Genomic DNA, 25847 nt, shown 5'->3' with positions numbered 1-25847 from the left:
CTTATACTACACCTTTTGATAAGTAATCGAGGAAAAGGTGAGCTGACATGACAAAACTTTGGGGTGGACGTTTCCAAAAATCAGCAGAAGCATGGGTAGACGAATTTGGCGCATCCATTGGCTTTGACCAGCAACTTGTGCTAGAGGACCTTGAAGGTAGTGTTGCACATGTCACAATGCTTGGTGCCACAGGAATTTTACCGGCAGCTGATGTAGAGGCCATACTAGGTGGTCTTGCCCAATTAAAAGATAAGGCAATTGCAGGTGAGCTAGAATTTAGCGTTGCCAATGAAGATATACACTTAAATTTAGAAAAAATGTTAATTGATTTAATAGGTCCTGTCGGTGGCAAACTACATACAGGACGTAGCCGAAATGACCAAGTAGCAACGGATATGCATCTTTTCTTGAAAAAGCGTGTGCAGGAAGCAATTGATTTAATTGTGACGTTCCAACAAACACTATTAGACAAAGCACAAGAGCATATTGAAACGATTGCACCAGGTTATACGCATCTACAACGTGCACAGCCAATTTCCTTTGCACACCATTTAATGGCTTATTTTTGGATGCTAGAGCGTGATAAACAACGTTTTACAGAATCCATAAAACGTATTGATATTTTACCTTTAGGTGCTGGGGCAATGGCAGGGACAACTTTCCCGATTGACCGTTTAAAATCAGCAGAGTTATTAGGGTTTAGCGAGGTTTACGCAAACTCCATGGATGCTGTAAGTGATCGTGATTTTATCGTGGAATTTTTAAGTCATTCCTCCTTACTTATGGCGCATTTATCACGCTTTGCTGAGGAAATTATTATCTGGTCTACAGATGAATTTAAATTTATCGAACTGGATGATGCCTTCTCAACAGGTTCTTCGATTATGCCACAAAAGAAAAACCCAGATATGGCAGAGCTTATTCGTGGTAAAACAGGGCGTGTTTATGGGAATCTAATGGGCTTATTAACGGTGTTAAAAGGCACACCATTAACATATAACAAAGATATGCAGGAGGACAAAGAGGGGATGTTTGACACTGTTCATACGATTCTTGGTTCCCTTAAAATCTTTGAAGGTATGGTTCGTACAATGACTGTCAACACGGAACGCTTACATCAGGCTGTTCACGCTGATTTTTCAAATGCAACGGAGCTAGCAGATTACCTTGCTACAAAGGGAATGCCATTCCGTGAGGCACATGAGGTGACTGGTAAGCTTGTCTTTACATGTATTCAAAAGGGCATTTATTTATTAGACTTGCCATTGGAAGAAATGCAGCAAGAAAGTACGTTAATTGAAGCGGATATTTATGATGTACTAGCGCCAGAAGCTGCTGTTCGTCGCCGCCATTCCTTAGGTGGTACTGGCTTTGAACAAGTAAAAATCCAAATTGAAAAAGCGAAAGCCTGTCTTGTAGCCATTTAATTTTTGCGTGCATGTCCTTGTGACTTTTTGCATAGATATTCATTAAAGCTGTCCTGTGAGGCACTATGAAAACCTTTATCCTTTTTCAACTGAGCCAGAGGGTGACGTGAAGAAGAGAACCTTACATATGTGAAGGACAATCCCCAATTCTGGAGACGCGGAATTGGGGTTTTTGTATAAGTAAATGTAGGAGGGATGAAGAAATGAATGAACGTTTTACAAAGGGGCTCGAAACAATTAAACAATATGTGACAGAAGAAGAAGCAGCACGGATGATTGAATCCGATGCATTAGCCGATATAGCACCCGATTTACGCAAAATGATTATTGAATTTGCTTACGGTGATGTCTATGCACGGCCTGGGCTGGATGCAAAGAGTCGAGCACTCGTCGTGATAACCGCGGTAGTTACACAAGGTGCTGCACCACAAACCAAAACGCATATTCAGCGTGGATTACATGCAGGCTTGACACAGACAGAAGTGGTCGAGGCACTTTTACAATTAGCACCCTACATCGGTTTTCCAAGAGTGCAAAATGCTTTAACGATAGCCCAACAAGTCTTTGCAGAGAAAAGCTAAAGCATGTATAAAAAATAGAAGAAGGCTCATAATAAGAGAGGAACCACTTATTAATCTAATCTGATGGGGAGGATGCAGAATGAGTAGTAATAGTCAAACACCCAAAGACCAAGAATCTCAGGAAAGTCCGCCACAACTGTTGAAGGTTGAAGCTTCATAAATCTTAAGCCTAAAGGTGAAACAGTACATTCTGTTTTGCTATAGATTAAGAAGAAGTGTAAACCATATCAGTTAAAAATCAAATAGAAGCAATAAGTGTCCATGGATCCAGAATTATTCTGGGTCCTTTTTGTTTCTTATTTGGGGTCTAAAGTACTCAAGATCCGCTCTAAATGAAATTTAAAGCGCTCCTAAGGAAGGAGAGCCCGCTCTAAATGAAGTTCAAAGCACTACTAAGGGAAGGCTCCCGCTCTTATTGTGAAAAAACCTCTACTCAACACCATGAAAAATTCCTTCATTTGACATTAAAGAAAATCTGTATTACTCTATACATAACAGATTTCTGTTTGGTTACAAGCAATACAGATTGGAGGGTTATTATGCAAATACAATTAGATCCAAACAGTGAATTGCAACTATATAAACAATTGGCCAATCAAATAATAGAATGCATTGCGCAAGGTGAGCTGAAAAATGGTGATACTTTACCATCTGTACGTTCGATGGCTACAGATCTAGGCATCAATGTTAGCACGGTCAGTAAAAGTTATCATGAGCTTGAAGAGAAGGGCTTAATTGAATTGAAGCCGAAAGCAAAAGCGGTCATTATTGGTGGTCAAAAGAGAGAGCTGGAAGAAACGGAGGTTGAAAAAGTCGAAAATGCCTTGAAGCCTATCATGGCGGAGGCTTTTGCGCGTGGCCTCGAGAAAGAGCAAATGACAAGTTTGTTCCAGCGAATTTTAAAACAATGGAAGTAGGGGTAGTATGCTTATAATTGTAGGCATCTTTATCATTGTCGGAATTATGGAAATGATGACACCACATTTAACAAGAAAAACACTTGTTTTTGGTGTTTCCATACCCGAACCTTATGTCAAACATCCACAATTAAAGCTGTGGAAGAAGCATTATAGCCAAATCATCGCAGGGATTGCTGGCTTATTCTTAGTAGGTCAAATCGCTCTCTATCTTTCACCTATACAAGAGGAGAAGGTATCTTTAATTTCCTTTATCCTTTTGTATGTCATGCTCCTTTTATCATCAGGTCTTTACATGAGTTATCATGCTAAAACGAAAAAATTAAAGGTGCAGGAGCAGTGGGAGGCACAAATAAAAACAGTATATGTGACAGATTTGTCTATCCGTCAGAAAGAGGAAACATTATCACCTATATTTTTTAGTGTACCCATTATCATCACACTTGCATTAATCGCTTTTACGTACATGAACTATGAGTCAATCCCTGAGGTTTTCGCAACACATTGGAATGGGGCAGGAGAGGTCGATGGTTGGACTCAAAAATCGCGGCTTTCAGTCATCAGTATGCCACTTATATTATTGGCAATACAAATTAGTTTTTTCATGATGAGTCAAGGCATGAAAAGTGCCAAAATTCAATTAAGTGCACAGGCCAAAGAAGCATCCATTCATCGGGAGTTAACTCAGCGTAAATACGGAAGCTGGTACCTGGCAGCCATTAATTTTAGTATGACAATTCTATTTGTTGTTTTACACTATACAACTGTTATTTTACAAGACCAAACGGCTCCCTACTTCTTCCCACTTTTTCTTGTCTTTAATGTCGTTACGTTGGGTGGTTTACTAGTGTTCATTTGGAAGCTCAGTAAAAGTAATGAACGTTTTGATGAGGTACATACAAATGAAACAGCTGCCACAGATGATCAATACTGGAAATGGGGTATTTTTTATTGCAATAAAAATGATCCATCCTTATTAGTGCCTAAAAAGTTCGGGATTGGTTGGACTGTAAATTTCGCGAACAAATGGTGTTACATCTTAATAGCGATTACGTTACTGCCAATTTTATTGGTGATTTTCATATAGAAAGGAAGATTAGATGAAAAAATGGTTATTGATTTGCTGTACAATTTTACTTTTAGCTGCCTGTGGGCAAAAAGAGGTCACTGCACAACATCAAGGATCAAAGGGGACAAATGCAATGAATGAACAGTTTATTGGAAAATGGGAAGGAACTATTGAAACGCCAAATGGACCATTACCGCTTATTATCGATTTAAAGAAGGAAAGTGGTACATTATCCGTGCCAGCACAGGGCTTATCTAATTTTCCATTTCAAAGTGTGACGTATACAGGTGATAAAGTAAAAGTGTCCATAAATTTAAACGGCTCTGCTATTGCCATTAATGGCACAATCAAAAATGAACAAATAGAGGCTACATTTCAACAAAATGGTGGGAAATTTCCTTTAATACTAAAGGCTTATAAAGAGCAACCTGTTACCTATGACACATTAAAAATTCCCGTTCAAAACGGTAACTTAACGGTAGCTGTACAAAAGGCTTCTCCATCTCCATCACCAGTGGCACTGATAATAGCAGGATCGGGGCCAACTGATAAAGATGGTAATTCGGCTTTGGCTGGAAAAAATAATAGCTTGAAAATGTTGGCCGAAGGTTTAGCACAACAGGGCATTGCGACGGTGCGTTATGATAAGCGAGGACTTGGTGACAATCAAGCGCTCTTAACAAAGGAAGAGGATGGAACGTTTGACCAATACGTTGATGATGCTGTACAAATTATCCAAACATTGATGGCTGATAAAGCCTACACAAGTGTCCATGTGATTGGTCATAGCGAAGGCTCACTCATTGGTTTGCTCGCGGCTCAAAAGACAGGCGTAGCATCCTTTGTCTCCATTGCCGGTGCAGGTAGATCGTTAGATGAAGTGCTTTTAGAGCAATTAAAAGGTCAATTAGCACCAAAGCTTTTTAATGAATCCACGAATATTTTGACAGCTTTAAAGCAAGGGGAGCAAGTGAAAAATATTTCGCCAGAGCTACAGGCCCTTTTCCGTCCATCTGTACAGCCTTTCCTGATTTCCTTGCTAAAATATCAACCTGCTAATGAGCTTGCAAAAGTAAAAAGCCGTGTATTGCTAGTACAAGGAACAACGGATTTACAAGTGAAGGAAGCCGATGCTGAGGCATTGAAGAAAGGCAAACAAGACTCAAAATTACTTTATCTAGCGGGTATGAATCACGTATTGAAAAAGGCACCGGCAGATCGCGCCAAAAACTTAGCAACCTATGCAGACCCTTCGCTGCCACTGCATGAAGAATTACTACCAGCAATTGAGCAATTTATTAAAAATGAAAAGTAGGATGATTAACCTTGGGAGTACTTGTCTATTTAATAATCATGCTGCCGTTTCTCATCTTCGCCATTGTTCTATCGCAAGGTAAAGGAGCTTTTCTACTTGAAGGCTTTCATACGATGGCACAGGAAGATAAAGAACAATATGATGAAAAGGCACTGGCAAGATTTATGGGAAAAATGATGTATGGCTACTGTTTTTGTGTACTTTTATGGATACTAAACGAATTTTTCCATACACAATGGTTATTTCATGTAGGTCTTGTACTTTTTGTCGCCCTTACGATATTTTTATTGATCTATGCGAACACAGGTAATCGTTTCAAAAAATAGCATGTAAGAAAAAGTAGAACCATTTTATAATGGTTCTATTTTTTTGTAAGCGATTTATGAAAATTCTTTAAAATCTAAATATTTGGAAAACCGTAATTTTAGTGTCACGAATATGCTCGTTCATGCGCTGTTTTTCTTCTTTTCTGTAAAAATAGAATTTTAAGAATAATTAGTATTATTATAGATGACATTAAAAAATTACTAAGTTAGGAGAATTCTTTGATATGTCGCAAATGTTAGCACTGACGATAGTACTTGCTATTCTTTACATCGGAGATATCGTAGCAACAAGAACGAAGGCGTGGATTCCATCTGTGTTCGTCTGTGCGGTATTATTTTTAATTGGCTATTGGACATTCTTCCCGAAAGATATTGTTAGTATTGCCGGGATTGGTCCAGTCGTTGCCACGATGTTAATGTATTTATTAATTACGAATATGGGTACACTTCTGTCCCTTAAGGAATTGAAAAACCAGTGGAAAGCCATCGTTATTTCTTTAGCTGGTATTGTAGGCATCATCGCCATATTATTTACAATTGGAGCCTTGCTATTTGATTTAAAAACGATGATTGTTGCAGTTCCACCATTAGTCGGTGGTGTTGTGGCAGCGCTAGTGATGTCAGAAGGCGCTTCTGCAGCTGGCTTAGAGGATTTAGCCGTCTTTGCCATTGTAATTTATGTTATTCAAGGTTTTGCAGGATATCCCATCACGTCCATTGTATTGAAGCGTGAAGCAAAACGTTTATTAAAAGAACATCAGCAAGGGAATATACAATCGGTAACACAGGTAGAGGAAGATGTTGAACAGGCATCTGAGCAACCAAAATTATTTAGTAAAATTCCTACCAAGTACAATACAGAATACTTTAAATTTTTCCGTTTAGCGCTTGTTGGATTATTAGCGTATGGTACATCTACAGCATTAGCACCTGTTGTGACAGTCAATGCGTTAGTGCTATGCCTAGTGTTTGGTGTCCTTGCATCGACATTTGGTTTTTTAGAAAGACAACCATTGCAAAAAGCAAATGGCTTCGGTTTTGCCATTATGGGGTTAATGCTCTTTATATTTGATGGCTTAAAACAGGCTTCCCCTGAAATGCTGATGCGTATTATTGTGCCATTAGTAGTGTCTATTGTCTTAGCAGTCATTGGTATGTATATTTTCTCTTTCATCGCAGGAAAAGTTTTAAAGGTCAGCCCGAATTTAGCGTTTGCTGTATCCTTAACAGCGCTCTATGGGTTCCCAGCAGATTATATTTTAACGAATGAAGTAGTGAAATCGTCCACAGCCGATCAAAAAGAACGAGAAATGCTGTTAAGTCATATGTTACCACCGATGCTTGTGGGAGGTTTCATTAGTGTAACGATAACATCTGTGATTTTAGCGGGTATTTTTGTCAATTGGCTATAAAGAAGGAGAGAGTCAGCATGAATAAAATGAAAGAAATTATTGCGGAATTAAATAGTGAGCTTGTGGCAATTCGTCAAAAATTGCACAGTGAGCCAGAGCTTTCTTGGGAAGAATATGAAACAACGAATTATGTAGCAGCATATTTAGAGAACCTTGGTATTCCGTATAGACGAACAGAGCCAACAGGCATTATTGCGGAGTTAAAAGGGGGCAAGGAAGGAAAAACCGTTGCCTTACGTGCAGATATGGATGCATTATCAGTTTATGAAATACGAGAAGATATTCCGTATCGCTCTAAAACGGATGGTAAGATGCATGCCTGTGGTCATGATGCGCATACAGCCATGTTGCTGATTGCAGCTAAGACATTACATACGGTACAAGAAGAAATTGAGGGAACAGTTCGTTTTATTTTCCAACCAGCGGAAGAAGTAGCTACAGGCGCAAAAGCGATGGTAGAGCAAGGAGCAATGAAAGGTGTAGATAACGTCTTTGGTATTCATATTTGGTCACAAATTGACACAGGGAAAATTCAGTGTAATAAAGGTCCTGCCTTTGCCTCTGCTGATATTTTCAAAGTGCGCTTTAAAGGGCAGGGCGGTCATGCCGCAGTCCCACATGATGCCATTGATGCCGTGATGATTGCTTCAACGTTTGCTTTGAATGTCCAAACAGTTGTGGCACGTACAGTCAATCCACTTCAACCTGCCGTTCTTACAATTGGAAAAATGGAGGTTGGCACACGCTTTAATGTAATTGCAGAAGATGCCATTTTAGAAGGGACTGTGCGTTGTTTTGATAAAGAGGTTCGTTCACATATCGAAACGCAAATTCGTCATTATGCTGACCAGATTGCCTCACTTTATGGTGGCACAGCAGAGGTCGTTTATGAATATGGTACACAAGCCGTCAACAATGATGTGGCGAGTGCCAGCTTAGTCGAGCGCCTTGCAGCTGAACATTTTGGCGCGGATGCTTATCATATTGATGATCCTACAATGGGTGGAGAAGACTTTAGCTTTTACTTAGATGAAGTACCTGGCTGTTTTGCTCTAGTAGGCTCAGGCAATACAGAAAAGGATACACGCTGGGCACATCATAACGGCCATTTTAATATCGATGAAGATGGTTTGCGCGTTGGAGCCGAATTATATGTACAATATGCGTTAACTTGGTTAAGCGAAAACTAATAAAGTGAAGTAACTAAGCTTCTTATGAAATTAGTATAAATTCACCTTAGCTGGTCATAATAAAGAAGATTTCACTTATGAAATCTATAATGATGAGGAGGATGAAAAATGAGTAGGTTCGAACAACTAGACCCCAAATCTCAAAAAATCCACCGCAACTGGTCAAGGATTAAGCGATCAAAATCGCAAGTAAATGGTGAAACGGAGATTACTCTCCATAACCGTCTCTTGCGAAGTGAAGCAAAGGCCCGTCAGTTTTAATCATGCTAGAAAAGTAAGTGTCATCAAGCCCAGAAAAAATTCTGGGTTTTTCTTTATGACTAAGAAAGATGTATTATATTGTAAGGAAGTAATTTCTAACAGAAAAGGAGAGCAAAGCTATGATTAATCCTATTCCCATTTATCTACAGCAATTTGCAGGAAACGTCCAAATTATAGATGACGTTGAATCCCAGTTTCAGCTTCATTCTAGTGCAGGCAATGAACAATTTGAAATTTGGTATTACGGTGATTTGCTAATGATTGAAGGGGAGGAAATGCCTTATATTACAGGCTCAACCGCTAGAATCGTTGCTAAAGATCCTTTATCTGCCGAGGAAATTTTGCTCTTTGATGCAACTCTACATGGTTATAATGCGCTATTTTGTGAGGCGTATACAGAGAATCACCGTGACAACCGTCCTCTAGAAAAATATAATTTACCCGAAACAAAAGTCGTATTATCATTTTTCTATAACATCGACTATGACGGAGAAATAGACGACTATGAGGTAGATGAACAAGAAAATGTTCAACTTATAAATGGAGAAACCACTAACTGGGAAACGATTAAAAGAAATGGCTATGATGCATTTGCTTTTTATTTTAAAAAAGAAGATGGAACACTTTTAGCATTTGCTGAAGAAGAACTAGCCTAATAGGAAGGGATTTTCGCGAAATGCAACTCATACAATTTACACAAGATTTAGCAAATCCAATTCATCAATACCAATCCATCGATACATTTTATAGAAAAATTACGAAAACGGAAGTACCTACGACGATCGGCTTCATCTATATTGAGTCTGGCGGTGTGGTTGGTTTGCATGAAGCCCCCATTCCACAGCTATTTATCGTTATTAATGGAGAGGGATGGATTAGAGGTGAAGATGGTGAAAAAATCACGATAAAAACAGGACAGGGAGTACTATGGCTTCAAGGACAGGCACATGAATCTGGTAGTATAACGGGCTTAACAGCACTTGTTATCCAAGCGGAGCAGATAAATCTTACATAAATAAAAGTGTAACGGTAGTTGCAAGAACCGTTACACTTTTTCATATTGTTTAACCAATTTAACTGTTTTAAGTAGATGGCCATCAAATTGTTCATCAAATTCTTCTATTGCTACAAATCCCTTTGCTTGATAAAAATGCATACCAAGTTTATTTTCTTTCTCTACACAAACAAATAAAGACGATAGATTTGGGAGCATGCGTAGTCCTTCCTGTAAAAGTGCAGTACCCACGCCCTTACCATGCATATCAGGATGTAAATAAATCGCATGTAGCTCCGCCTCACCTTGTGTTACATTTGAAAAATTAGCAAAGCCTACTAGCCATTCATCAAAAATTGCAACGAGAAACGGACTATTGATAAGACGTTCGATTAATCGTTCTCGACTATAAGCTAGTTGTAAAAAACGATCTTGAATGTCACGTGGAATGATTCCTTCGTATGTATGATGCCAGCTTATTCTAGCAATTTCTTGTACAAAAGTAATGTCATTTTCTTGCATCTGTCGTATAATAAGTGTCAACACTTTTCACCTGCTATTCCAATTTTTCTCTTTATTGTAACATTCAATCATTCAAAGGGGGTCACTTTCATGCAAGTAATTGAAAAAGCTTTTGGCTATATCACGAGAACGCATGAGGATCAATTACAGGTACTCGTATTTGAACAGAATTCAGTTGGGGCAGGTATCCAGGTGCCCAAAGGTACGGTTGAGGAAGGGGAAACACCTTTAGATGCTGTGAAACGTGAAATGCTAGAAGAAACAGGTCTAACCACACTTGTCGTTCAAGCGCTAATAGCACAGGATTATTTTAATCATCCATCAGGTGTTTTACAGAAACGGTATTTTTATCATTTAACATCCGATGAAACACGGGATGCATGGCAACATCATCCAACAGGCTTAAACGAAGGGGATTTAATCTTTTCATTCTATTGGATTTCAGCTGAGCAAGATGCCCTGCTAGCAAAGGGGCATGGCGATTATTTATACCGATTGTTAGCAAAGGTGAGAAATTGAACCTATTATAATAAAACCGCGTCAATTGGACGCGGTTTTTATGTTGATTCAATTAAGCCTTGGCAGCAATCTCTAGGGCTTGTGCAAAATCAGCAATTAAATCATCAACATGCTCAAGTCCTACAGAAAAACGTAGAAGACCATCTGTGATGCCTCGTTTAGCACGCTCTTCAGGCTCCATAGCAGCATGACTCATTTTTGCAGGGTAAGAAAGGATAGATTCTACTCCTCCAAGAGAGACCGCAAATACTGGAATTGTCATCGCCTCAACCAATGCCTTTGCAGCTGCATAGCTTGGTAGTCGGAAGGATAAAACGGCCCCAGGACTTGTGCTTTGACGTTGATGAATAGCGTAGCCTGGGTGTGAAGCAAGCCCTGGATAGTAGACCTGTTCAACTAGTGGATTGCTAGCCAAATACACAGCAATTTTTTGTGCAGATTCAGCAGAACGACTAAAACGTACATCTGTTGTTTTGATGTTTTGTAGTAGTGTGAATGAATCCTGTACACCTAAAATATTACCGAATGAATTTTGGATAAAGTAGAGATCCTGACCTAGCTTTTCATCGGCAGTAACCGTTAAGCCAGCAATAATATCAGAATGTCCAGATAAAAACTTCGTTGCACTATGAATGACGACATCTACACCAAGTTCTAGTGGGCGTTGGTGTAACGGTGTCATAAAAGTATTATCCAAGAATGTAAGGCAGTGGTGTTGCTTGGCAAGCGCCACTACACCACGAATATCTGTAATGCCTAACGTTGGATTTGATGGTGTTTCCATATAAAGTAGTTTTGTAGCTGGCGTGATTGCTGCTTCTACAGCTGCTAGATCCGTAAAATCTACAAATGTATGGGAAATCCCAAAGCGCGGCAACACCTTTGTTACAAAACGATAGGTTCCACCATAAACATCTTCAGTCATGACGATATGATCTCCCTGCGATAACAGCATTAATGCTGCTGATACGGCAGCGATACCAGATGAAAATGCATGGGCACGAACGCCTCCCTCAAGCTCTGCTACAGCTTTTTCTAACGCATCTCTTGTAGGGTTGCCTGAACGAGCATAATCATATTCTCCAAATTCATCTATACTTTCTTGATGGAAAGTAGACGACAGATACATCGGGACATTAACAGCCCCTTTTTTATTACTATAGCCATCACGAACACCTGCGTGAATGAGGCTTGTTTCAATACGTTGCTTCATCAATTACGCCTCTTTTCTAAGGATATCAAACACTTGTCGTAAGTCTGCAATTAAATCTTCTGCTTCCTCAATGCCAACAGAGAAGCGTAATAAACGATCACAAACGCCACGCTCCACACGCTCTTCATAAGGCATATCTGCATGTGTTTGTGTAGCAGGATACGTAATAAAGCTTTCGACACCGCCAAGACTTTCAGCAAAAGTAATTAACTTTAAGTTACGAAGGAATGGGTCAATCCACTCAGGCTTTTGCAAGCGGAATGACAGCATGCCACCTTTTCCAGTATAAAGGACATCGGTCACTAACTCTTCTTCCTCTAAGTAAGCAGCAATCGCCTTCGCATTGGCATCATGTTGCTTTAAGCGTAGATGCATTGTTTTTAGACCACGAATAAGTAACCATGAATCCATAGCTCCTAACACCATGCCACTACCATTATGAATAAAGCCAATGCGTTCGGCTAATTCTGTGCCTTTAGCAACCACTAGCCCAGCTAAAACATCATTATGACCACCAATATACTTCGTTGCAGAATGAAGCACAATATCTGCACCTAATTCAATAGGGCGTTGGAAGTAAGGCGTATAAAAAGTATTATCCACAATTAGCCATGCCCCATGCTTATGTGCTAACTCCGCATACACTTGTAAATCAAACTCCTGCATAAGTGGATTTGTTGGTGTTTCAATAAATATTGCACGTGTATTTTCATTCATTAATGCTTCCACCTGTTCAACCGATTCAAATTTTGAATAAACAGGCTTAATATTATAAGTATCTTGGAAGAAATTAAAAAGTCTATATGTACCACCATATAAATCATCTGGCACGACTAATTCATCGCCTGGTTTAAATAGGGATAACACCAATTGAATGGCAGCCATCCCGGAACTACAGGCAAAGCCCATATCGCCACCCTCTAAATCAGCAATTCCTGCTTCTAAAAGAGCACGTGTTGGATTTTTTGTACGTGTATAGTCAAAACCAGTAGATTCACCAATCCCAGTATGTTTATAAGCAGTCGATAAATGAATGGGTGGGCTCACAGCTCCTGTTGCTGGGTCACTTAAATTACCAAGTTGTACAAGCTTTGTTTCAATACTTCTGTTTAATGTCATGACGTCACTCTTTTCTTCAATATTATTAAAAGCAACAACTTTTGCTTTCAATTTAATAGTATTCTCAATAATTGTTACCAATTTAACATGGATACTAAAGAAGAACAAGGTGATTTCTGAAAATTAGCTAGATTATTTATAGTTAATCACCTAGGAATAGTAGGAGATTCCAGGATAAAGATAGAGCTAAAGAGAGGATAGTTTCAAGTTACGGATACAAGATAGAAAGTAGCGGATACAACGTAAAAAATGAGGGATAGAGCGGACAAAGTGGGGGATAGGTTTTGAAGTAGCGGTTAGAACGTGAAAAGTAGCGGATAAAACGTAAAAAATGAGGGATAGAGTGGACAAAGTGAGGGATAGGTTTTGAAGTAGCGGATAGAACGTAAAAAGTAGCGGATAGAACGTAAAAAGTAGCGGATACAACGCGAAAAGTGGTGGATAGAGCAGACAAAGTAAGGGATAGGTTTGAAGTAGCGGTTAGAATACAAGTAAAGGAAACAAAATAAAAACATCTGCCTCCTTTAAATGAGAGACAGATGCTTTAACAACATGTTAGGCTTGTTCTTTTTTTAGCAAGTCGCGAATTTCTTTGAGAAGCTCTTCTTTGGCATCGAGTTCAGGTGCTGGTTCTTCCACGACTGCTTCTTCTTTTTTACGTGTGAGCTTTGTCATAATTCGTAAGGCCATAAAAATGGCAAATGCTATGATTAAAAAATCAATGATGGATTGTAGAAATACACCAAAATTGATTTGGGCTTCACCTGAGCCAAAAACAAAACTCTTTGTTAAATCAATACCACCTGTTAAAACACCGACTAATGGCATGATGATATTTTCAACTAAGGAGGTAACAATTTTACCGAAAGCACCACCAATGACTACTGCTACTGCTAGATCGACAATATTGCCTTTCATCGCAAATTCTTTAAAGTCTTTCCACAAAATAAATTCCTCCCTATTATTATCCAATAAACGAATCAATCTGTATTTTACTATATTTTTAGCAAACCTTTCAACTGCTTTCATGGTGGAAATGATGTACTTTCATAGATGTGGAAGACTTCATTCTTTCAAAATGAAAAGATATACTGCACATTACGGAAAATTTGGTAATATAGAAAAAGAATACTAGATTAGGTGTGACGTATGGCAAAGAAAAAGAATAACAAACCTCTGTTATCACCCGCGACAAAATTGGGTATGATAGCATTATTGATTCCAATTGCAATTACCGTGTATGTTCTCACATTTTTTGCTTGGAAGGAGCTTCAAACATTACCGATATTCGAAAAGCTTGTCCAGCAAAAGGCAATTGAGGAGATTCAACAGCATTTCGATATGAAAATTCCTGAGCAATACATTCCCGTTTATGTAGCTGCAGAAGAAAAATATGGTGTACCCTGGACATTACTTGCTGCGCATCATCGTATTGAAACACGGTTTTCTACGGTAAAATCAATGGTATCATCTGCTGGGGCAGAGGGGCATATGCAATTCATGCCCTGTACATTCGTAGGCTGGCAGCATCCCACATGCTCAGGTTTGGGAAAAGGAAGCATCACAAAAACTGAATTGATGAGTCCTGAGACGATTGCTAAATATGGAGGATATGGCGTTGACGCAAATGGGGATGGAATAGCTGATCCCTATGATATTGAGGATGCAGTATTTAGTGCTGCGAATTACTTATCCAAATACGGTGCTGCGACAGGGAATATTAAGAAAGCTGTTTATCAATACAACCATAGCGAGAAATATGTTGAGGATGTGTTATATTACTACCAGTTGTATGATGATTTTCACGATGAACTCCAAGCAGCTGTTCTCTTACATGAAAAAAAATAAAGAGCCATCACATTGGATGGCTCTTCATTACATATTTAAGTTGCTTTACGCATACCTTTTAAAATAAGGCTGACGATAAAGATCAACACGATGGCACCGATTAGTGCTGGGAACACGTAGAAATCACTTACTCTCCAGCCCCAGTTCCCTAAAACCATACTACCAATCCAAGAACCGACAATCCCTGCAATAATATTCCCGATGATGCCGCCTGGTACATCTTTACCTAAAATGACGCCAGCTAGCCATCCAAGAATTCCTCCAATAATTAAATACCAAATGAAACTAATCATTACTTTCATCTCCTTAAATTTAAGATATAATGGCGATTACTTAGTTATACCCTGAATGGAGTAGATTAAACACTGTGATTTTGTTTAGTAATTATTACATGTTGTAAATAAGGCTGTAGACAAGTGAATGCAGCTCCTTTGCTGTGCTCACTTTATAGCTAATCCAACTGCATAAACTACCGTGAAAATGTCCACATTAACTACAATTACTTCTATATTGTACATACACCGATTATCGCTTACTTCTATAGTATGTTCATGTATTCAATTCGTACCAGAAATGCATGCAACGCCCAATCGCCAGTAACAATAAAAAACAGCCATTTAACTAAATTATTTACTACAATAACCTTTTCATTCGTGAAAAAATACATTATTTTTTATTGAAACAGAATGTCAATTCTATGTGCGATTCCTTATTTCTTTGGGAGAGTTTTTTGTGTAGAAAAAGAAAAATGGGTAAATTTCCACTTTTTAATAGTTTGAAAATTCTGTATAAAGGGATTATAATGTAGAAAAGGAGCGTGGTCATATGAATATGGCTGTTATGAAACGTCTAAATCGTCAAGGCTTTTTAATTGCTGGTTTGCATTTATTAGTAATGCTAAATCTTGCAGCTGATTTCTTATACGCATCGTAACCAATTTAATAGAAAGGTGAATGAAATGTTTATCTCATATTAAAACAACCGTGTAGTCTTATTGTAAAACAGGCTCACGGTTGTTTTATTTTGCTTAATTAACTGAAAAAAGGAATTATTCTGCTAAATGTCAAATACATAGTTTATACAAGGGAGTGATGAAATGACGTCAAGATTGGATCAAGCATTTTGTGATTTGGAAAGACCATTTGCATGGTTAGATTTAGATGCACTAGATAAAAATATACAAATGGTTCAAGATGCTTGTGGGGGAAAACAAATTCGTATTGCAACAAAATCGATTCGTTCTATTGAGGTCCTTCGTTATATACAAAAAAAACTTGTGAATGTTGTGGGGTTTATGACATTTACTGCAGCAGAGACCCTTTTTTTAATAGAGCAGCAGTTTGATGACTTATTGCTTGGCTATCCAGTAATGGAGGAAGCAACGATTCGTCGATTGTTGCATTTTGTAAAGGAAGGAAAAATCGTCACCTTTATGGTAGACAGACCAGAACATATCCAACTATTGGCGAAATTAGGACAAGAGATTGGCGTACGTGTACAGGTTTGCATTGATCTTAATGTTTCTAATGATTTTAAAGTATTGTATTTTGGAACAAAACGTTCGTCATTGTCTTCTCTTGAAACGTTGACACCTTTTTTACAAACCATTCAAAACACCCCTGTAATTGAAGTGGTAGGAGCGATGGGCTATGAGGCTCAAATAGCAGGGGTTGGCAATCGTCCTGCAAATGCTTTAAAAGGTAGAGTCATAGAAGCCATGCAAGTACAAGCCAAAAAGCAAGTAACGCAGTTTCGTCGATTAGCGATCGCCCATATCAAGGCTTATTTTCCAAATCTACGCTTTGTTAATGGTGGAGGATCAGGAAGTATGACGTACACCAATCAACAGAAGGAAGTAACGGAAATTACAGTTGGCTCGGCTTTTTATGCACCAGCATTGTTCGATCAATTTACACATTTACAGCTAGAAAAGGCTGCTGGATTTGCCTTACGTGTAACAAGAATGCCTGAAAAAAATATCGTTGTTTGTCATGGGGGAGGCTATACGGCTTCTGGAGCCATTGGGATGGATCGTTTGCCTGTATTCTATGACCCTACCACTTTTGCATATCTTAGCCTAGAAGGCGCAGGGGAAGTGCAAACACCTATTAAGGTCAAAGGGAAGAGTATCAATATTGGCGATACCATTTATTTTCGACATGCGAAGGCTGGAGAGCTTTGTGAGCGTTTTCAGGTCCTGCATGCTATTCGCGGGGACAAGTATGCAGGACATTACACAACATATAGGGGGGATGGACAATGTTTTCTATAGAAAAATGGCGAAATGGTGAAAAGTGGACAAACTGGGCTGGTAATGTTATTTCCTATCCGAGTGAAATGTATTTACCACACTCTATTGATGAAGTTTCAGCAATTGTGAAGCATGCGTGTCAATCAGGAAAGACAATCCGTGTCACAGGTGCTGCTCATTCTTTTAGCGCTGTGGCTATGCCTGAGCATATAGCAATTTCCTTACATAATCTGCGTGGATTAATCGCTGTGAATGTGGAAAGGCAGGAGGCAACATTATGGGCGGGGACCTACCTATATGAAATTGGACCAATGCTAGCGAAACACGGTTTTGCGTTAATCAATATGGGCGATATACAGGAGCAAACCATTGCAGGGGCAGTGTCAACTGGCACACATGGCACAGGGGTTACACTTGGTTCTCTATCGTCAGCTGTCCAGGCATGGGGATTTGTAGACGGTACTGGTACTTATCAGGAACATAGGAGAGGTATGGATGATTTATCTGAAGCGCTGCATGTATCTCTTGGGATGCTAGGTGTTCTGGTCAAAGTAACGATTAAGGTCGTACCACTATATGGTTTGCATTATGTGGGGGCAAGAGAAACATTGACAAATGGTCTCTCGTTATTTGCGGAGGATATTCGTCAACATCGTCATGTGGAGTGGTTTTATTTCCCTGGTAGTGAAACAATTCAAGTAAAACGGATGAATGCGGTCGCGCCTGTTTTTCAAAGTGAATGGAATAAAAAAATAGAAACGTTAAAGCTACAAATAGTAGAAAACGGGGCTTTCTTTGCGATGTCAGAGCTTTGTAAGTGGAAACCAGGTTTAAGTGGTGCCATGAGCAAGATAGCGGCTGCCAATGTGGTAGAAAGTGAAAAAGTAGGGATAAGCTATGAAATTTATCCCTCACCTCGTAGCGTGAAGTTTCAAGAGAGTGAATATGCCATCCCTTTATCACAGTTTGAAGCTTGTTTGGAGGAAATCCATGCAACCTTTAAAAAAGGGACTTTTAATGTTCATTTTCCTTTAGAGTGTCGAACAACTGCAGGCGAAGCAGGTTTTTTAAGTCCAACACAAGGGCGTGAGTCTGCTTTTATAGCCTTTCATATGTATAAGGGAATGGCAGAAGAGCCTTATTTTAAATGGGTGCATACATTGATGCAAAAATATGAAGGTCGTCCTCACTGGGGAAAACAACATCATTTAACAGCGCAAACGGTCTATGCGTTGTATCCAGAGATTGAAAAGTTTTTAAGCATTCGACACCAATACGATCCTGAACAAATATTTTTTACAGGATACTTAAAAAAGTTGTTTCTATTGTAAGCGTTATCTCTAGGATTGGATAACTTAGCTTATTCAAATATATGGAAATTTTTTATTTATCCATTTTTGTTTATTATTAAAAAATTAAAATTTGAACGAAATGTCAAAATTTTTATCAAAGCGAGATAAAACTGATGCTTAATCAGCATGTAAACGATTTCAATTTTGACAGATTTTTTGAATTGTTTAAACAATTCAAAAAATAGTGTTGACGAGACCTTTTTTTCGTACTATGATAACAACAATTTAACACGTTCGTTACAGCAGTAGTCGTCTAAGAGGCTATTACTCTATAAACAAAAATTAAAAAGACAGAACATTTTGTCTATAGCAACGAACATAGTATGGATAGCAATGAGGGGCGTTTAAAATGAGAAGTGACATGATTAAAGTAGGCGTAGATCGAGCGCCACATCGAAGTCTTTTATATGCAACAGGCAAAGTAAAAGCAAAAGATCTAGGCAAACCATTTATTGGGGTTTGTAACTCTTATATCGACATAATACCAGGTCACGTTCATTTACGTACGTTCGCTGATGTAGTGAAAGAAGCTATTATTGAAGCGGGTGGTATTCCATTCGAATTTAATACAATTGGTGTCGATGATGGTATTGCAATGGGGCATATTGGTATGCGTTATTCCTTACCAAGTCGTGAAATTATAGCAGACTCTGCTGAAACAGTTATTAATGCACATTGGTTTGATGGCGTATTTTATATTCCAAACTGTGACAAAATTACACCAGGAATGCTTATGGCAGCAGTTCGTACGAATGTACCATCTATCTTTGTTTCAGGTGGTCCAATGGAGGCAGGAACTTCTGCAGCAGGGAAACAGCTTTCCTTAACATCTGTGTTTGAAGGTGTAGGAGCACACAAATCAGGAAAAATGTCTGCGGAAGAGCTGTTGGATATTGAGAATAATGCTTGTCCGACGTGTGGTTCATGCTCAGGCATGTTTACAGCAAATTCCATGAACTGCTTAATGGAAATGCTTGGTGTTGCTTTACCTGGAAATGGTACAATCGTTGCCACTTCTGAAGAGCGTCACAAGCTGATTAAAGAAGCAGCTAAGCAATTAATTCGCATGGTCAAGGAAGACGTTAAACCTCGCGATATTATTACAAAAGAGGCAATTGATGATGCTTTTGCTCTTGATATGGCAATGGGGGGCTCCACAAATACAGTTCTTCATACATTAGCAATTGCCAATGAAGCCGAAATAGATTACAACATTGAAGATATTAATAAAGTAGCGGAAAGAGTGCCTTATTTAGCAAAAATCATGCCTGCTTCAGATATTTCAATGGATGATATTAATAAAGCGGGTGGAGTAAGTGCCATTATTAATGAATTAACATCTATTCCAGGTGCTATTCATCCAGACCGTCCAACCGTAGCAGGCGTTACAATGGGTGAGCTTGTCAAAGATTATCACATCACGAATGATCAAGTCATTCGAACAAAAGACAATCCGTATAGTGCTGTAGGTGGATTATCCGTTTTATTCGGTAACATCGCACCAGATGGCTCTGTTATTAAAGTAGGGGCCGTTGATCCTTCTATCAAAGTATTCAAGGGCGAGGCAATTGTCTTTGATTCACAAGAAGCAGCACAAGAAAACATTGATAATGGAACGGTGAAAGAGGGCCATGTAGTCGTCATTCGCTATGAAGGACCTAAGGGTGGCCCAGGGATGCCAGAAATGCTTGCACCAACATCTGCCATTCAAGGTCGAGGCCTTGGTACAAAGGTTGCATTAATTACAGATGGTCGTTTCTCAGGTGCATCTCGTGGTATTTCAATTGGCCATATTTCACCAGAAGCTGCTGAAGGCGGTCCAATCGCTTTAGTAGAAAACGGAGATATTATCGAAATTGATCTACCAAATCGTACGATTAATTTACAAGTTTCAGATGAAGTTTTAGCTGAACGTCGTGCAAAATTACCAGTCTTTGAGCCAAAAATCAAACGTGGTTGGTTAGCAAGATATTCAAAATTAGTGACGAGCGCTTCCACTGGAGGCGTAATGAAAATTTAACAACTAGATAAATAAAAACGTTGATGAGGTTAAAGGTTCTAGAGCCTTGTATCTACCAGAGAGCCGGTCGTGCTGGAAGCCGGCGATACAACTAGATCCGACATCCCCTCGGAGTGGGCTATTAAACGTGTTTACACCATTAGATAGCTCCGGGCATAGTCGAAAGTGCTCGTTATTAATGAATAAATGTTTTATGGCACTATATTGGATGCGATGTCTTTCGCATTGGTGCATAAATGCTGTCATTTATTCGCGAGGTAGCAATTATTTGCTATAAAAAAGGGTGGTACCATGGAAAGTCTTTTTCATCCCTACGTAAGGTAGTTCTTTGCGTGTGGAGAAAAAGGCTTTTTATTATTTTCACGATGCAATTGAACAGCCTCTCAACGAAAAGGATGAGAGGAATAGTCAATCCAGCTATTGACACTTCACTAATCTACAACACTGATGTGTGAGTTTGAAAGAAATGAAGGAGGCATAATTTGATGAGTGCGAATGTTTCAATCAATGAACAAGAACAATTAGCTACAACAGCAACAGCTGAACAAACCTATCAAGCGAAGGACGGTGCAGATGTATTAGTGCAGGCATTGCACGATCAAGGGGTTGAAATTGTCTTTGGCTATCCAGGAGGAGCCGTATTACAAATTTATGATGCGATGTATAAAAACCCAATTCGCCATATTTTAACAAGACATGAACAGGGTGCTATTCATGCGGCGGAAGGCTATGCTCGTGTTTCAGGTAAAACGGGCGTTGTTATTGCCACAAGTGGACCTGGTGCAACAAACCTTGTAACAGGTATTGCGGATGCCATGATCGACTCTATTCCATTGGTTGTTTTTACAGGACAGGTTGCGACATCTGTGATCGGAACAGATGCTTTCCAAGAAGCCGATATTATGGGGATTACAACACCGATTACAAAGCACAACTATCAGGTGCAGGATGTCAATGATATTCCCCGCATTGTGAAGGAAGCTTTCCATATCGCTAGCACAGGTCGTAAGGGACCAGTTGTCGTGGATTTCCCAAAAAACGTTTCCCAAATGTTGTTTGATGTAGAGAATCCACCGCAAGCACCTGATGAAATTTATTTACCAGGCTATCAGCCAACATATAAACCAAATTATCTACAAGTCCAAAAGGCGATTCAAGCCATTTCATTGGCAAAAAACCCAATCATCTTAGCGGGTGCAGGTGTTCTTTTTGCGGATGCACGTGAGGAATTAACGACTTTCGCAGAAAAATATCGTATTCCAGTAACGAACACATTGCTAGGATTGGGCTCCATCCATGGTGAACATGACTTATTCCTTGGGATGGCTGGGATGCATGGTACAGCTACAGCAAATACAGCGATTACAAAATCGGATTTATTACTCAATATTGGGGCACGATTTGATGATCGTCTAACAGGTAATCTAGCTACATTTGCACCAAATGCAACGATTATCCATATCGATATTGATCCTGCTGAAATTGGCAAAAATGTACCGACAGATATTCCAATTGTTGCTGATGCCAAGGAGGCTTTAAAAGCACTATTGAAAAAGGATTTCCAAGGTCCTGATACAGCCGATTGGTTAGCTTATTTAAGGAATCATGCGATGGAATATCCATTATGGTATTGCAAGGATACAAATACGCAAGAAATCCTACCACAAGAGGCATTGCAATTAGTGCACAAGGTAACTGAAGGTAATGCCATTGTGACGACAGATGTTGGGCAGCATCAAATGTGGGCAGCACAATATTATCATTTAAATAATGATCATTCATGGGTAACGTCTGGTGGACTTGGTACGATGGGCTTCGGCTTCCCGGCCGCAATTGGCGCCCAATTTGCGAAGCCAGACAAAAAAGTTATTTCGATTGTAGGAGATGCAGGATTCCAAATGACGGCACAGGAGCTATCCATCTTACAGGAATTTAACTTACCAGTAAAAATAGTGATTTTGAATAATAGCTGTCTTGGCATGGTACGTCAATGGCAACAAACATTCTATGAAGAGCGCTATTCATCATCACTTATGCCGATCCAACCAGATTTTGTTAAGTTAGCTGATGCTTATAACATTAAAGGTTATCGTATTAACACAATCGATGAAGCAGAGTCTATTTTCCGTGAGGCACTGTTGTCTGATGAGCCAGTATTAATTGACTGTCGAGTGAAACAGCTTGAATGTGTTTACCCAATGGTAGCACCTGGCACAGGCTTACATGAAATGATTGGGGTGAAAAAAAATTGAAGCGAGTAATTACCGTAACTGTGATTAACCAAAGTGGTGTATTAAACCGTTTGACAGGTTTATTGATGAAGCGTCAGTTCAATATTGAATCGATTACAGTAGGTCATACGGAGCAACCGAATTTTTCAAAGATGACCTTCGTTGTCAACATAGAGGACGAACGCAAAATTGAGCAGCTAGTGAAACAGCTATCCAAGCAAATTGATGTGTTAAAGGTCAATGACATTACCGATAAATCGATTGTTCTGCGAGAGCTAGCACTAGTAAAGGTGATTTCCCCACCAAATTTACGTTTGGAAATGAATTCAATTGTTGAACCGTTCCGCGCCCAAATTATTGATACAGCCAAAAATGTTGTGACGTATCAAGTAGTAGGGCATCCAGAGAAGATTGATGCCTTTATCGAACTCATTCGACCATATGGCATTAAAGAACTTACACGTACAGGGGCAACTGCCTCCGTTCGTGAAACACAAAAAGTCTCAAACCCGCAGCTCTCTATTTTAAAATAGTTTGCATATAAAAATGAATAGCTTTATAGACAGAGCAAGTATCTAAAGCTATAAAAAACAAAACATATTCTAGGAGGAAATTAACAATGGCTACAATGTACTATGAGCAAAATATCAACGAGGACGTATTAAAAGGAAAGAAAATCGCAATTATCGGTTACGGTTCACAAGGTCATGCACATGCTTTAAACCTTAAAGAATCAGGTTTTGACGTGGTAGTAGGGGTTCGTCCAGGTGGATCCTTCGATGCGGCAAAAGCAGATGGTATTGACGTGAAAACAGTGGCTGAAGCAGCACAAGAAGCAGATGTTATCCAAATTCTACTACCAGATGAGCGCCAAAAAGCAGTTTATGAAGCGGAAATTGCGCCACATTTACAAGCTGGTAAAGCATTGATGTTTGCACACGGCTTCAATATCCATTTCGGTCAAATTACACCACCAGCAGACGTTGACGTATTTTTAGTAGCACCAAAAGGACCAGGACATCTAGTTCGTCGTCAATTCCAAGAAGGTGCTGGGGTACCAGGACTATTCGCTATTCACCAAGATGCTACAGGCCAAGCAAAAGATTTAGCGCTTGCGTATGGTAAAGGAATCGGTGCTGCACGTGGTGGGCTTCTTGAAACAACATTCAAAGAAGAAACAGAGACAGATTTATTCGGTGAACAAGCGGTACTTTGTGGTGGTGCAACACAGCTAGTAAGAGCAGGATTCGAAACATTAGTAGAAGCTGGTTATCAACCAGAATTAGCCTACTTTGAAACACTACATGAGCTTAAATTAATTGTTGACCTAATGTTTGAGGGCGGTATGGCAACAATGCGCTACTCAGTTTCAGATACAGCAGAGTGGGGAGATTATGTTGCAGGACCACGCATTATCGATGAGTCTGTAAAAGCTCGTATGAAAGACGTATTAACAGATATCCAAGATGGTACATTTGCTCGTCGTTGGATTCAAGAAAATGAAAATGGTCGTCCAGAATATACAAAATTCAAAGAAGCTGGTGCGAACCATCAAATCGAAGAAGTAGGCGCAAAACTACGTGCTATGATGCCATTCATCAACGAAGGTAAAGAAAAAGTTGTGAGAGAAGTGGCGACAAGTGCGAAAAATTGATATTTTCGATACTACGCTTCGCGATGGTGAACAATCTGCTGGGATCAACTTAAACACAGCCGAGAAGATTGAAATTGCCAAACAATTAGAGCGCCTTGGTGTGACAATTATAGAAGCAGGATTTCCTGCTTCGTCACCCGGTGACTTTGATGCAGTCCATCGCATTGCAGGTACAGTAAAAAATTCCATTGTGACGGGGCTAGCTCGCTGTATCCAAAAGGATATTGATGCTACATGGGAAGCGATAAAAGTAGCACAACAGCCACATATTCACATTTTTCTAGCCACATCACCTATTCATATGGAATACAAATTAAAAAAATCCCCTGAGCAAGTGGTGGAGCAAGCGGTAGAGGCTGTTAAATACGCTAAAAAGTACTTCCCACTTGTACAATGGTCTGCCGAGGATGCATTCCGCTCTGATCGTGAATTTTTAGTGCGAATTATGAACGAAGTGGTTGCTGCTGGTGCAACAACGATTAATGTTCCAGACACTGTAGGATATGCATCCCCGCAAGAATATGGTGCATTATTTAAGTTCCTACTGGAAAATGTCAAAGGTGCTGACAAAGTGAAATTCTCTGCCCATTGTCATGATGATTTAGGGATGGCAACAGCTAACACGATTGCCGCAATAGAAAATGGTGCTGCACAAGTCGAAGGAACGATCAATGGTATCGGCGAACGCGCAGGAAATGTGGCACTCGAGGAAATTGCTGTAGCACTTCATATTCGCAAGGATATTTATCAGGTGCAAACGGGCATTCAGTTGCAAGAAATTAAACGTACGTCTCAATTAGTCAGTAAATTGACAAATGTTGTGATTCAGCCAAATAAAGCGATTGTAGGAAGAAATGCATTTGCACACGAATCGGGCATCCATCAAGACGGTGTCTTAAAAAATCCAGAAACCTATGAAATTATTTCACCTGCTTTAATCGGCGAAGGTGAGATTCCATTAGTTCTCGGGAAACATTCTGGTCGTGCAGCCTTCCGTGATCGTGCGGAAACAATGGGCTTCCATCTTTCTGATGAAAAGTTGAACAAAGCATTTGTGGAATTTAAAAAATTGGCTGATCGTAAAAAAGAAATTACAGAGGAAGATTTACTTACTCTTCTTACTGAGCAACAAGTTCAAGTAGAAGATGTACCACTCTTTGAGTTGAAAATGGTGCAGGTGCAATATGGTACTGAAAATATTCCTACAGCTACAGCCATTGTGCTTACACCTGAGGGACTAGAAAAAACCGTTGTAGCTACTGGCTCTGGTTCAGTAGAAGCAATTTTTAATACACTGGAGCAACTTGTACCTGGAGCTGTACATGTCATTGATTACCGTGTGACTTCGGTTGGCAAAGGACGAGATGCACTGGGTGAAGCGGTTATTAATATTCGCTATGATGAGGTTTCGACTACAGGCCGTAATTCCTCTCAAGATGTTTTAGAAGCATCGGCAAAAGCTTATTTAAATGCTATTAACCGTCATTTAATTCAAGCAAGCCTTCGCGCACATCCTGTATAGGTTTCTGAGGTAGTGAATTGTATGAAGTACCATTCACAAGTCGGATGCAATGATGTCATGGCGTATTGTATCAATTAACCAAAAATTACGCTTAGACGTAATGA

The 25847-nt window shown here is 39.4% G+C and carries 25 protein-coding genes; 20 read left to right on the top strand and 5 right to left on the bottom strand.

All coding sequences use genetic code 11. The annotated features are described in order from the left end of the window. The first annotated feature begins 47 nt into the window (after positions 1-47). The 11 genes from argH (at position 48) to C7B89_RS06450 (ending at position 9513) form a co-directional block, all read left to right on the top strand. Positions 48-1427 carry an argininosuccinate lyase gene (gene argH, locus C7B89_RS06500; RefSeq protein WP_009370279.1) on the top strand — a complete coding sequence of 460 codons (1380 nt, stop codon included), beginning with the start codon at positions 48-50 and terminating at the stop codon, positions 1425-1427. 203 nt (positions 1428-1630) lie between these two features. Next, a complete protein-coding gene (locus C7B89_RS06495) occupies positions 1631-2008 on the top strand; it encodes a carboxymuconolactone decarboxylase family protein (protein ID WP_112118372.1) in 378 nt (125 codons plus the stop codon). Positions 2009-2547: 539 nt separating this feature from the next. Further along, a complete protein-coding gene (locus C7B89_RS06490) occupies positions 2548-2925 on the top strand; it encodes a GntR family transcriptional regulator (protein ID WP_009370283.1) in 378 nt (125 codons plus the stop codon). A 7-nt stretch (positions 2926-2932) separates the two neighbouring features. Next, a complete protein-coding gene (locus C7B89_RS06485; RefSeq protein ID WP_054549217.1) occupies positions 2933-4012 on the top strand; it encodes a DUF1648 domain-containing protein in 1080 nt (359 codons plus the stop codon). 13 nt (positions 4013-4025) lie between these two features. Further along, positions 4026-5309, top strand: a complete 1284-nt coding sequence (locus tag C7B89_RS06480; RefSeq protein WP_115673346.1) for an alpha/beta hydrolase — start codon at positions 4026-4028, stop codon at positions 5307-5309. An 11-nt stretch (positions 5310-5320) separates the two neighbouring features. Beyond that, positions 5321-5635 carry a DUF3784 domain-containing protein gene (locus tag C7B89_RS06475; RefSeq protein ID WP_054549218.1) on the top strand — a complete coding sequence of 105 codons (315 nt, stop codon included), beginning with the start codon at positions 5321-5323 and terminating at the stop codon, positions 5633-5635. A gap of 224 nt (positions 5636-5859) precedes the next feature. After that, a complete protein-coding gene (locus C7B89_RS06470) occupies positions 5860-7047 on the top strand; it encodes a hypothetical protein (RefSeq protein ID WP_115673345.1) in 1188 nt (395 codons plus the stop codon). Between the two features lie 17 nt (positions 7048-7064). Continuing rightward, complete coding sequence (locus C7B89_RS06465) at positions 7065-8237, top strand: amidohydrolase (protein WP_048392375.1); 1173 nt, start codon at positions 7065-7067, stop codon at positions 8235-8237. A 108-nt stretch (positions 8238-8345) separates the two neighbouring features. Further along, positions 8346-8498, top strand: a complete 153-nt coding sequence (locus C7B89_RS06460) for a YpzG family protein (RefSeq protein ID WP_004231380.1) — start codon at positions 8346-8348, stop codon at positions 8496-8498. A 119-nt stretch (positions 8499-8617) separates the two neighbouring features. Next, positions 8618-9154: a hypothetical protein gene (locus C7B89_RS06455; protein WP_066036256.1), complete on the top strand. Its 537-nt coding sequence runs from the start codon at positions 8618-8620 to the stop codon at positions 9152-9154. 20 nt (positions 9155-9174) lie between these two features. Further along, positions 9175-9513: a cupin domain-containing protein gene (locus tag C7B89_RS06450; RefSeq protein ID WP_115673344.1), complete on the top strand. Its 339-nt coding sequence runs from the start codon at positions 9175-9177 to the stop codon at positions 9511-9513. A gap of 30 nt (positions 9514-9543) precedes the next feature. Here C7B89_RS06450 and C7B89_RS06445 read toward each other — a convergent pair whose 3' ends face one another. After that, the gene (locus tag C7B89_RS06445) at positions 9544-10035 is read right to left on the bottom strand and encodes a GNAT family N-acetyltransferase (RefSeq protein ID WP_004231387.1); all 492 of its coding nucleotides are present in this window, start codon (positions 10033-10035) and stop codon (positions 9544-9546) included. A gap of 69 nt (positions 10036-10104) precedes the next feature. Between C7B89_RS06445 and C7B89_RS06440 the strand changes: the two genes are divergently transcribed. Continuing rightward, a complete protein-coding gene (locus C7B89_RS06440) occupies positions 10105-10533 on the top strand; it encodes an NUDIX hydrolase (protein ID WP_004231389.1) in 429 nt (142 codons plus the stop codon). A 52-nt stretch (positions 10534-10585) separates the two neighbouring features. Here the strand turns inward: C7B89_RS06440 and C7B89_RS06435 are convergent, their stop codons facing one another. From C7B89_RS06435 to mscL, 3 genes are all read right to left on the bottom strand, one after another. After that, entirely contained in the window at positions 10586-11746 is a 1161-nt protein-coding gene (locus C7B89_RS06435; protein WP_048392380.1) for an aminotransferase class I/II-fold pyridoxal phosphate-dependent enzyme, read from the bottom strand. Positions 11747-11749: 3 nt separating this feature from the next. Next, positions 11750-12865, bottom strand: a complete 1116-nt coding sequence (locus tag C7B89_RS06430) for a methionine biosynthesis PLP-dependent protein (protein ID WP_026023403.1) — start codon at positions 12863-12865, stop codon at positions 11750-11752. A gap of 555 nt (positions 12866-13420) precedes the next feature. Next, positions 13421-13810, bottom strand: a complete 390-nt coding sequence (gene mscL, locus C7B89_RS06425; RefSeq protein WP_009370295.1) for a large conductance mechanosensitive channel protein MscL — start codon at positions 13808-13810, stop codon at positions 13421-13423. A gap of 204 nt (positions 13811-14014) precedes the next feature. Here mscL and C7B89_RS06420 point away from each other — a divergent pair, with 204 nt between their 5' ends. Continuing rightward, positions 14015-14713, top strand: a complete 699-nt coding sequence (locus C7B89_RS06420) for a lytic transglycosylase domain-containing protein (protein ID WP_016995260.1) — start codon at positions 14015-14017, stop codon at positions 14711-14713. A 35-nt stretch (positions 14714-14748) separates the two neighbouring features. On the opposite strand, the gene C7B89_RS06415 is transcribed toward C7B89_RS06420, so the two are convergent. Beyond that, on the bottom strand, positions 14749-15006 hold the full coding sequence (locus tag C7B89_RS06415) for a GlsB/YeaQ/YmgE family stress response membrane protein (RefSeq protein ID WP_004231402.1): 258 nt from the start codon (positions 15004-15006) through the stop codon (positions 14749-14751). 803 nt (positions 15007-15809) lie between these two features. Here C7B89_RS06415 and C7B89_RS06410 point away from each other — a divergent pair. The 7 genes from C7B89_RS06410 to C7B89_RS06380 all read left to right on the top strand — a co-directional run bounded on the left by C7B89_RS06410 (position 15810) and on the right by C7B89_RS06380 (position 25743). Beyond that, positions 15810-16985, top strand: coding sequence for an amino acid deaminase/aldolase (locus C7B89_RS06410; protein WP_115673343.1), 1176 nt, complete (start codon positions 15810-15812; stop codon positions 16983-16985). Next, entirely contained in the window at positions 16973-18295 is a 1323-nt protein-coding gene (locus tag C7B89_RS06405; protein WP_115673342.1) for a D-arabinono-1,4-lactone oxidase, read from the top strand. The genes C7B89_RS06410 and C7B89_RS06405 overlap by 13 nt, the downstream gene beginning before the upstream one ends. A 370-nt stretch (positions 18296-18665) precedes the next feature. Then, positions 18666-20336 carry a dihydroxy-acid dehydratase gene (ilvD, locus tag C7B89_RS06400; RefSeq protein WP_004231412.1) on the top strand — a complete coding sequence of 557 codons (1671 nt, stop codon included), beginning with the start codon at positions 18666-18668 and terminating at the stop codon, positions 20334-20336. Positions 20337-20821: 485 nt separating this feature from the next. After that, positions 20822-22588, top strand: a complete 1767-nt coding sequence (ilvB, locus tag C7B89_RS06395) for a biosynthetic-type acetolactate synthase large subunit (protein ID WP_054550476.1) — start codon at positions 20822-20824, stop codon at positions 22586-22588. Then, positions 22585-23100 carry an acetolactate synthase small subunit gene (gene ilvN, locus C7B89_RS06390; protein ID WP_016991907.1) on the top strand — a complete coding sequence of 172 codons (516 nt, stop codon included), beginning with the start codon at positions 22585-22587 and terminating at the stop codon, positions 23098-23100. Before ilvB ends, ilvN begins: the two co-directional genes overlap by 4 nt. 86 nt (positions 23101-23186) lie before the next feature. Then, on the top strand, positions 23187-24221 hold the full coding sequence (gene ilvC / locus C7B89_RS06385) for a ketol-acid reductoisomerase (RefSeq protein WP_016991908.1): 1035 nt from the start codon (positions 23187-23189) through the stop codon (positions 24219-24221). After that, positions 24208-25743, top strand: coding sequence for a 2-isopropylmalate synthase (locus tag C7B89_RS06380; RefSeq protein WP_048392386.1), 1536 nt, complete (start codon positions 24208-24210; stop codon positions 25741-25743). Before ilvC ends, C7B89_RS06380 begins: the two co-directional genes overlap by 14 nt. Positions 25744-25847: the final 104 nt, after the last annotated feature.

The organism is Lysinibacillus capsici (assembly GCF_003367505.1).
In the GTDB taxonomy this organism is placed as follows: Bacteria; Bacillota; Bacilli; order Bacillales_A; family Planococcaceae; genus Lysinibacillus; species Lysinibacillus capsici.
The sequence above is the reverse complement of the archived record's forward strand: the minus strand, read 5'-3'. Positions and strand labels throughout refer to the sequence as shown.

Bases quoted from the DNA above. Each gene is read 5' to 3' on its own strand.
- argH (WP_009370279.1), top strand. From the start codon at position 48: ATGACAAAACTTTGGGGTGGACGTTTCCAAAAATCAGCAGAAGCATGG.
- C7B89_RS06495 (WP_112118372.1), top strand. From the start codon at position 1,631: ATGAATGAACGTTTTACAAAGGGGCTCGAAACAATTAAACAATATGTG.
- C7B89_RS06490 (WP_009370283.1), top strand. From the start codon at position 2,548: ATGCAAATACAATTAGATCCAAACAGTGAATTGCAACTATATAAACAA.
- C7B89_RS06485 (WP_054549217.1), top strand. From the start codon at position 2,933: ATGCTTATAATTGTAGGCATCTTTATCATTGTCGGAATTATGGAAATG.
- C7B89_RS06480 (WP_115673346.1), top strand. From the start codon at position 4,026: ATGAAAAAATGGTTATTGATTTGCTGTACAATTTTACTTTTAGCTGCC.
- C7B89_RS06470 (WP_115673345.1), top strand. From the start codon at position 5,860: ATGTCGCAAATGTTAGCACTGACGATAGTACTTGCTATTCTTTACATC.
- C7B89_RS06465 (WP_048392375.1), top strand. From the start codon at position 7,065: ATGAATAAAATGAAAGAAATTATTGCGGAATTAAATAGTGAGCTTGTG.
- C7B89_RS06460 (WP_004231380.1), top strand. From the start codon at position 8,346: ATGAGTAGGTTCGAACAACTAGACCCCAAATCTCAAAAAATCCACCGC.
- C7B89_RS06455 (WP_066036256.1), top strand. From the start codon at position 8,618: ATGATTAATCCTATTCCCATTTATCTACAGCAATTTGCAGGAAACGTC.
- C7B89_RS06450 (WP_115673344.1), top strand. From the start codon at position 9,175: ATGCAACTCATACAATTTACACAAGATTTAGCAAATCCAATTCATCAA.
- C7B89_RS06440 (WP_004231389.1), top strand. From the start codon at position 10,105: ATGCAAGTAATTGAAAAAGCTTTTGGCTATATCACGAGAACGCATGAG.
- C7B89_RS06435 (WP_048392380.1), bottom strand. From the start codon at position 11,746: ATGAAGCAACGTATTGAAACAAGCCTCATTCACGCAGGTGTTCGTGAT.
- C7B89_RS06430 (WP_026023403.1), bottom strand. From the start codon at position 12,865: ATGACATTAAACAGAAGTATTGAAACAAAGCTTGTACAACTTGGTAAT.
- C7B89_RS06420 (WP_016995260.1), top strand. From the start codon at position 14,015: ATGGCAAAGAAAAAGAATAACAAACCTCTGTTATCACCCGCGACAAAA.
- C7B89_RS06415 (WP_004231402.1), bottom strand. From the start codon at position 15,006: ATGATTAGTTTCATTTGGTATTTAATTATTGGAGGAATTCTTGGATGG.
- C7B89_RS06410 (WP_115673343.1), top strand. From the start codon at position 15,810: ATGACGTCAAGATTGGATCAAGCATTTTGTGATTTGGAAAGACCATTT.
- C7B89_RS06405 (WP_115673342.1), top strand. From the start codon at position 16,973: ATGTTTTCTATAGAAAAATGGCGAAATGGTGAAAAGTGGACAAACTGG.
- ilvD (WP_004231412.1), top strand. From the start codon at position 18,666: ATGAGAAGTGACATGATTAAAGTAGGCGTAGATCGAGCGCCACATCGA.
- ilvB (WP_054550476.1), top strand. From the start codon at position 20,822: ATGAGTGCGAATGTTTCAATCAATGAACAAGAACAATTAGCTACAACA.
- ilvC (WP_016991908.1), top strand. From the start codon at position 23,187: ATGGCTACAATGTACTATGAGCAAAATATCAACGAGGACGTATTAAAA.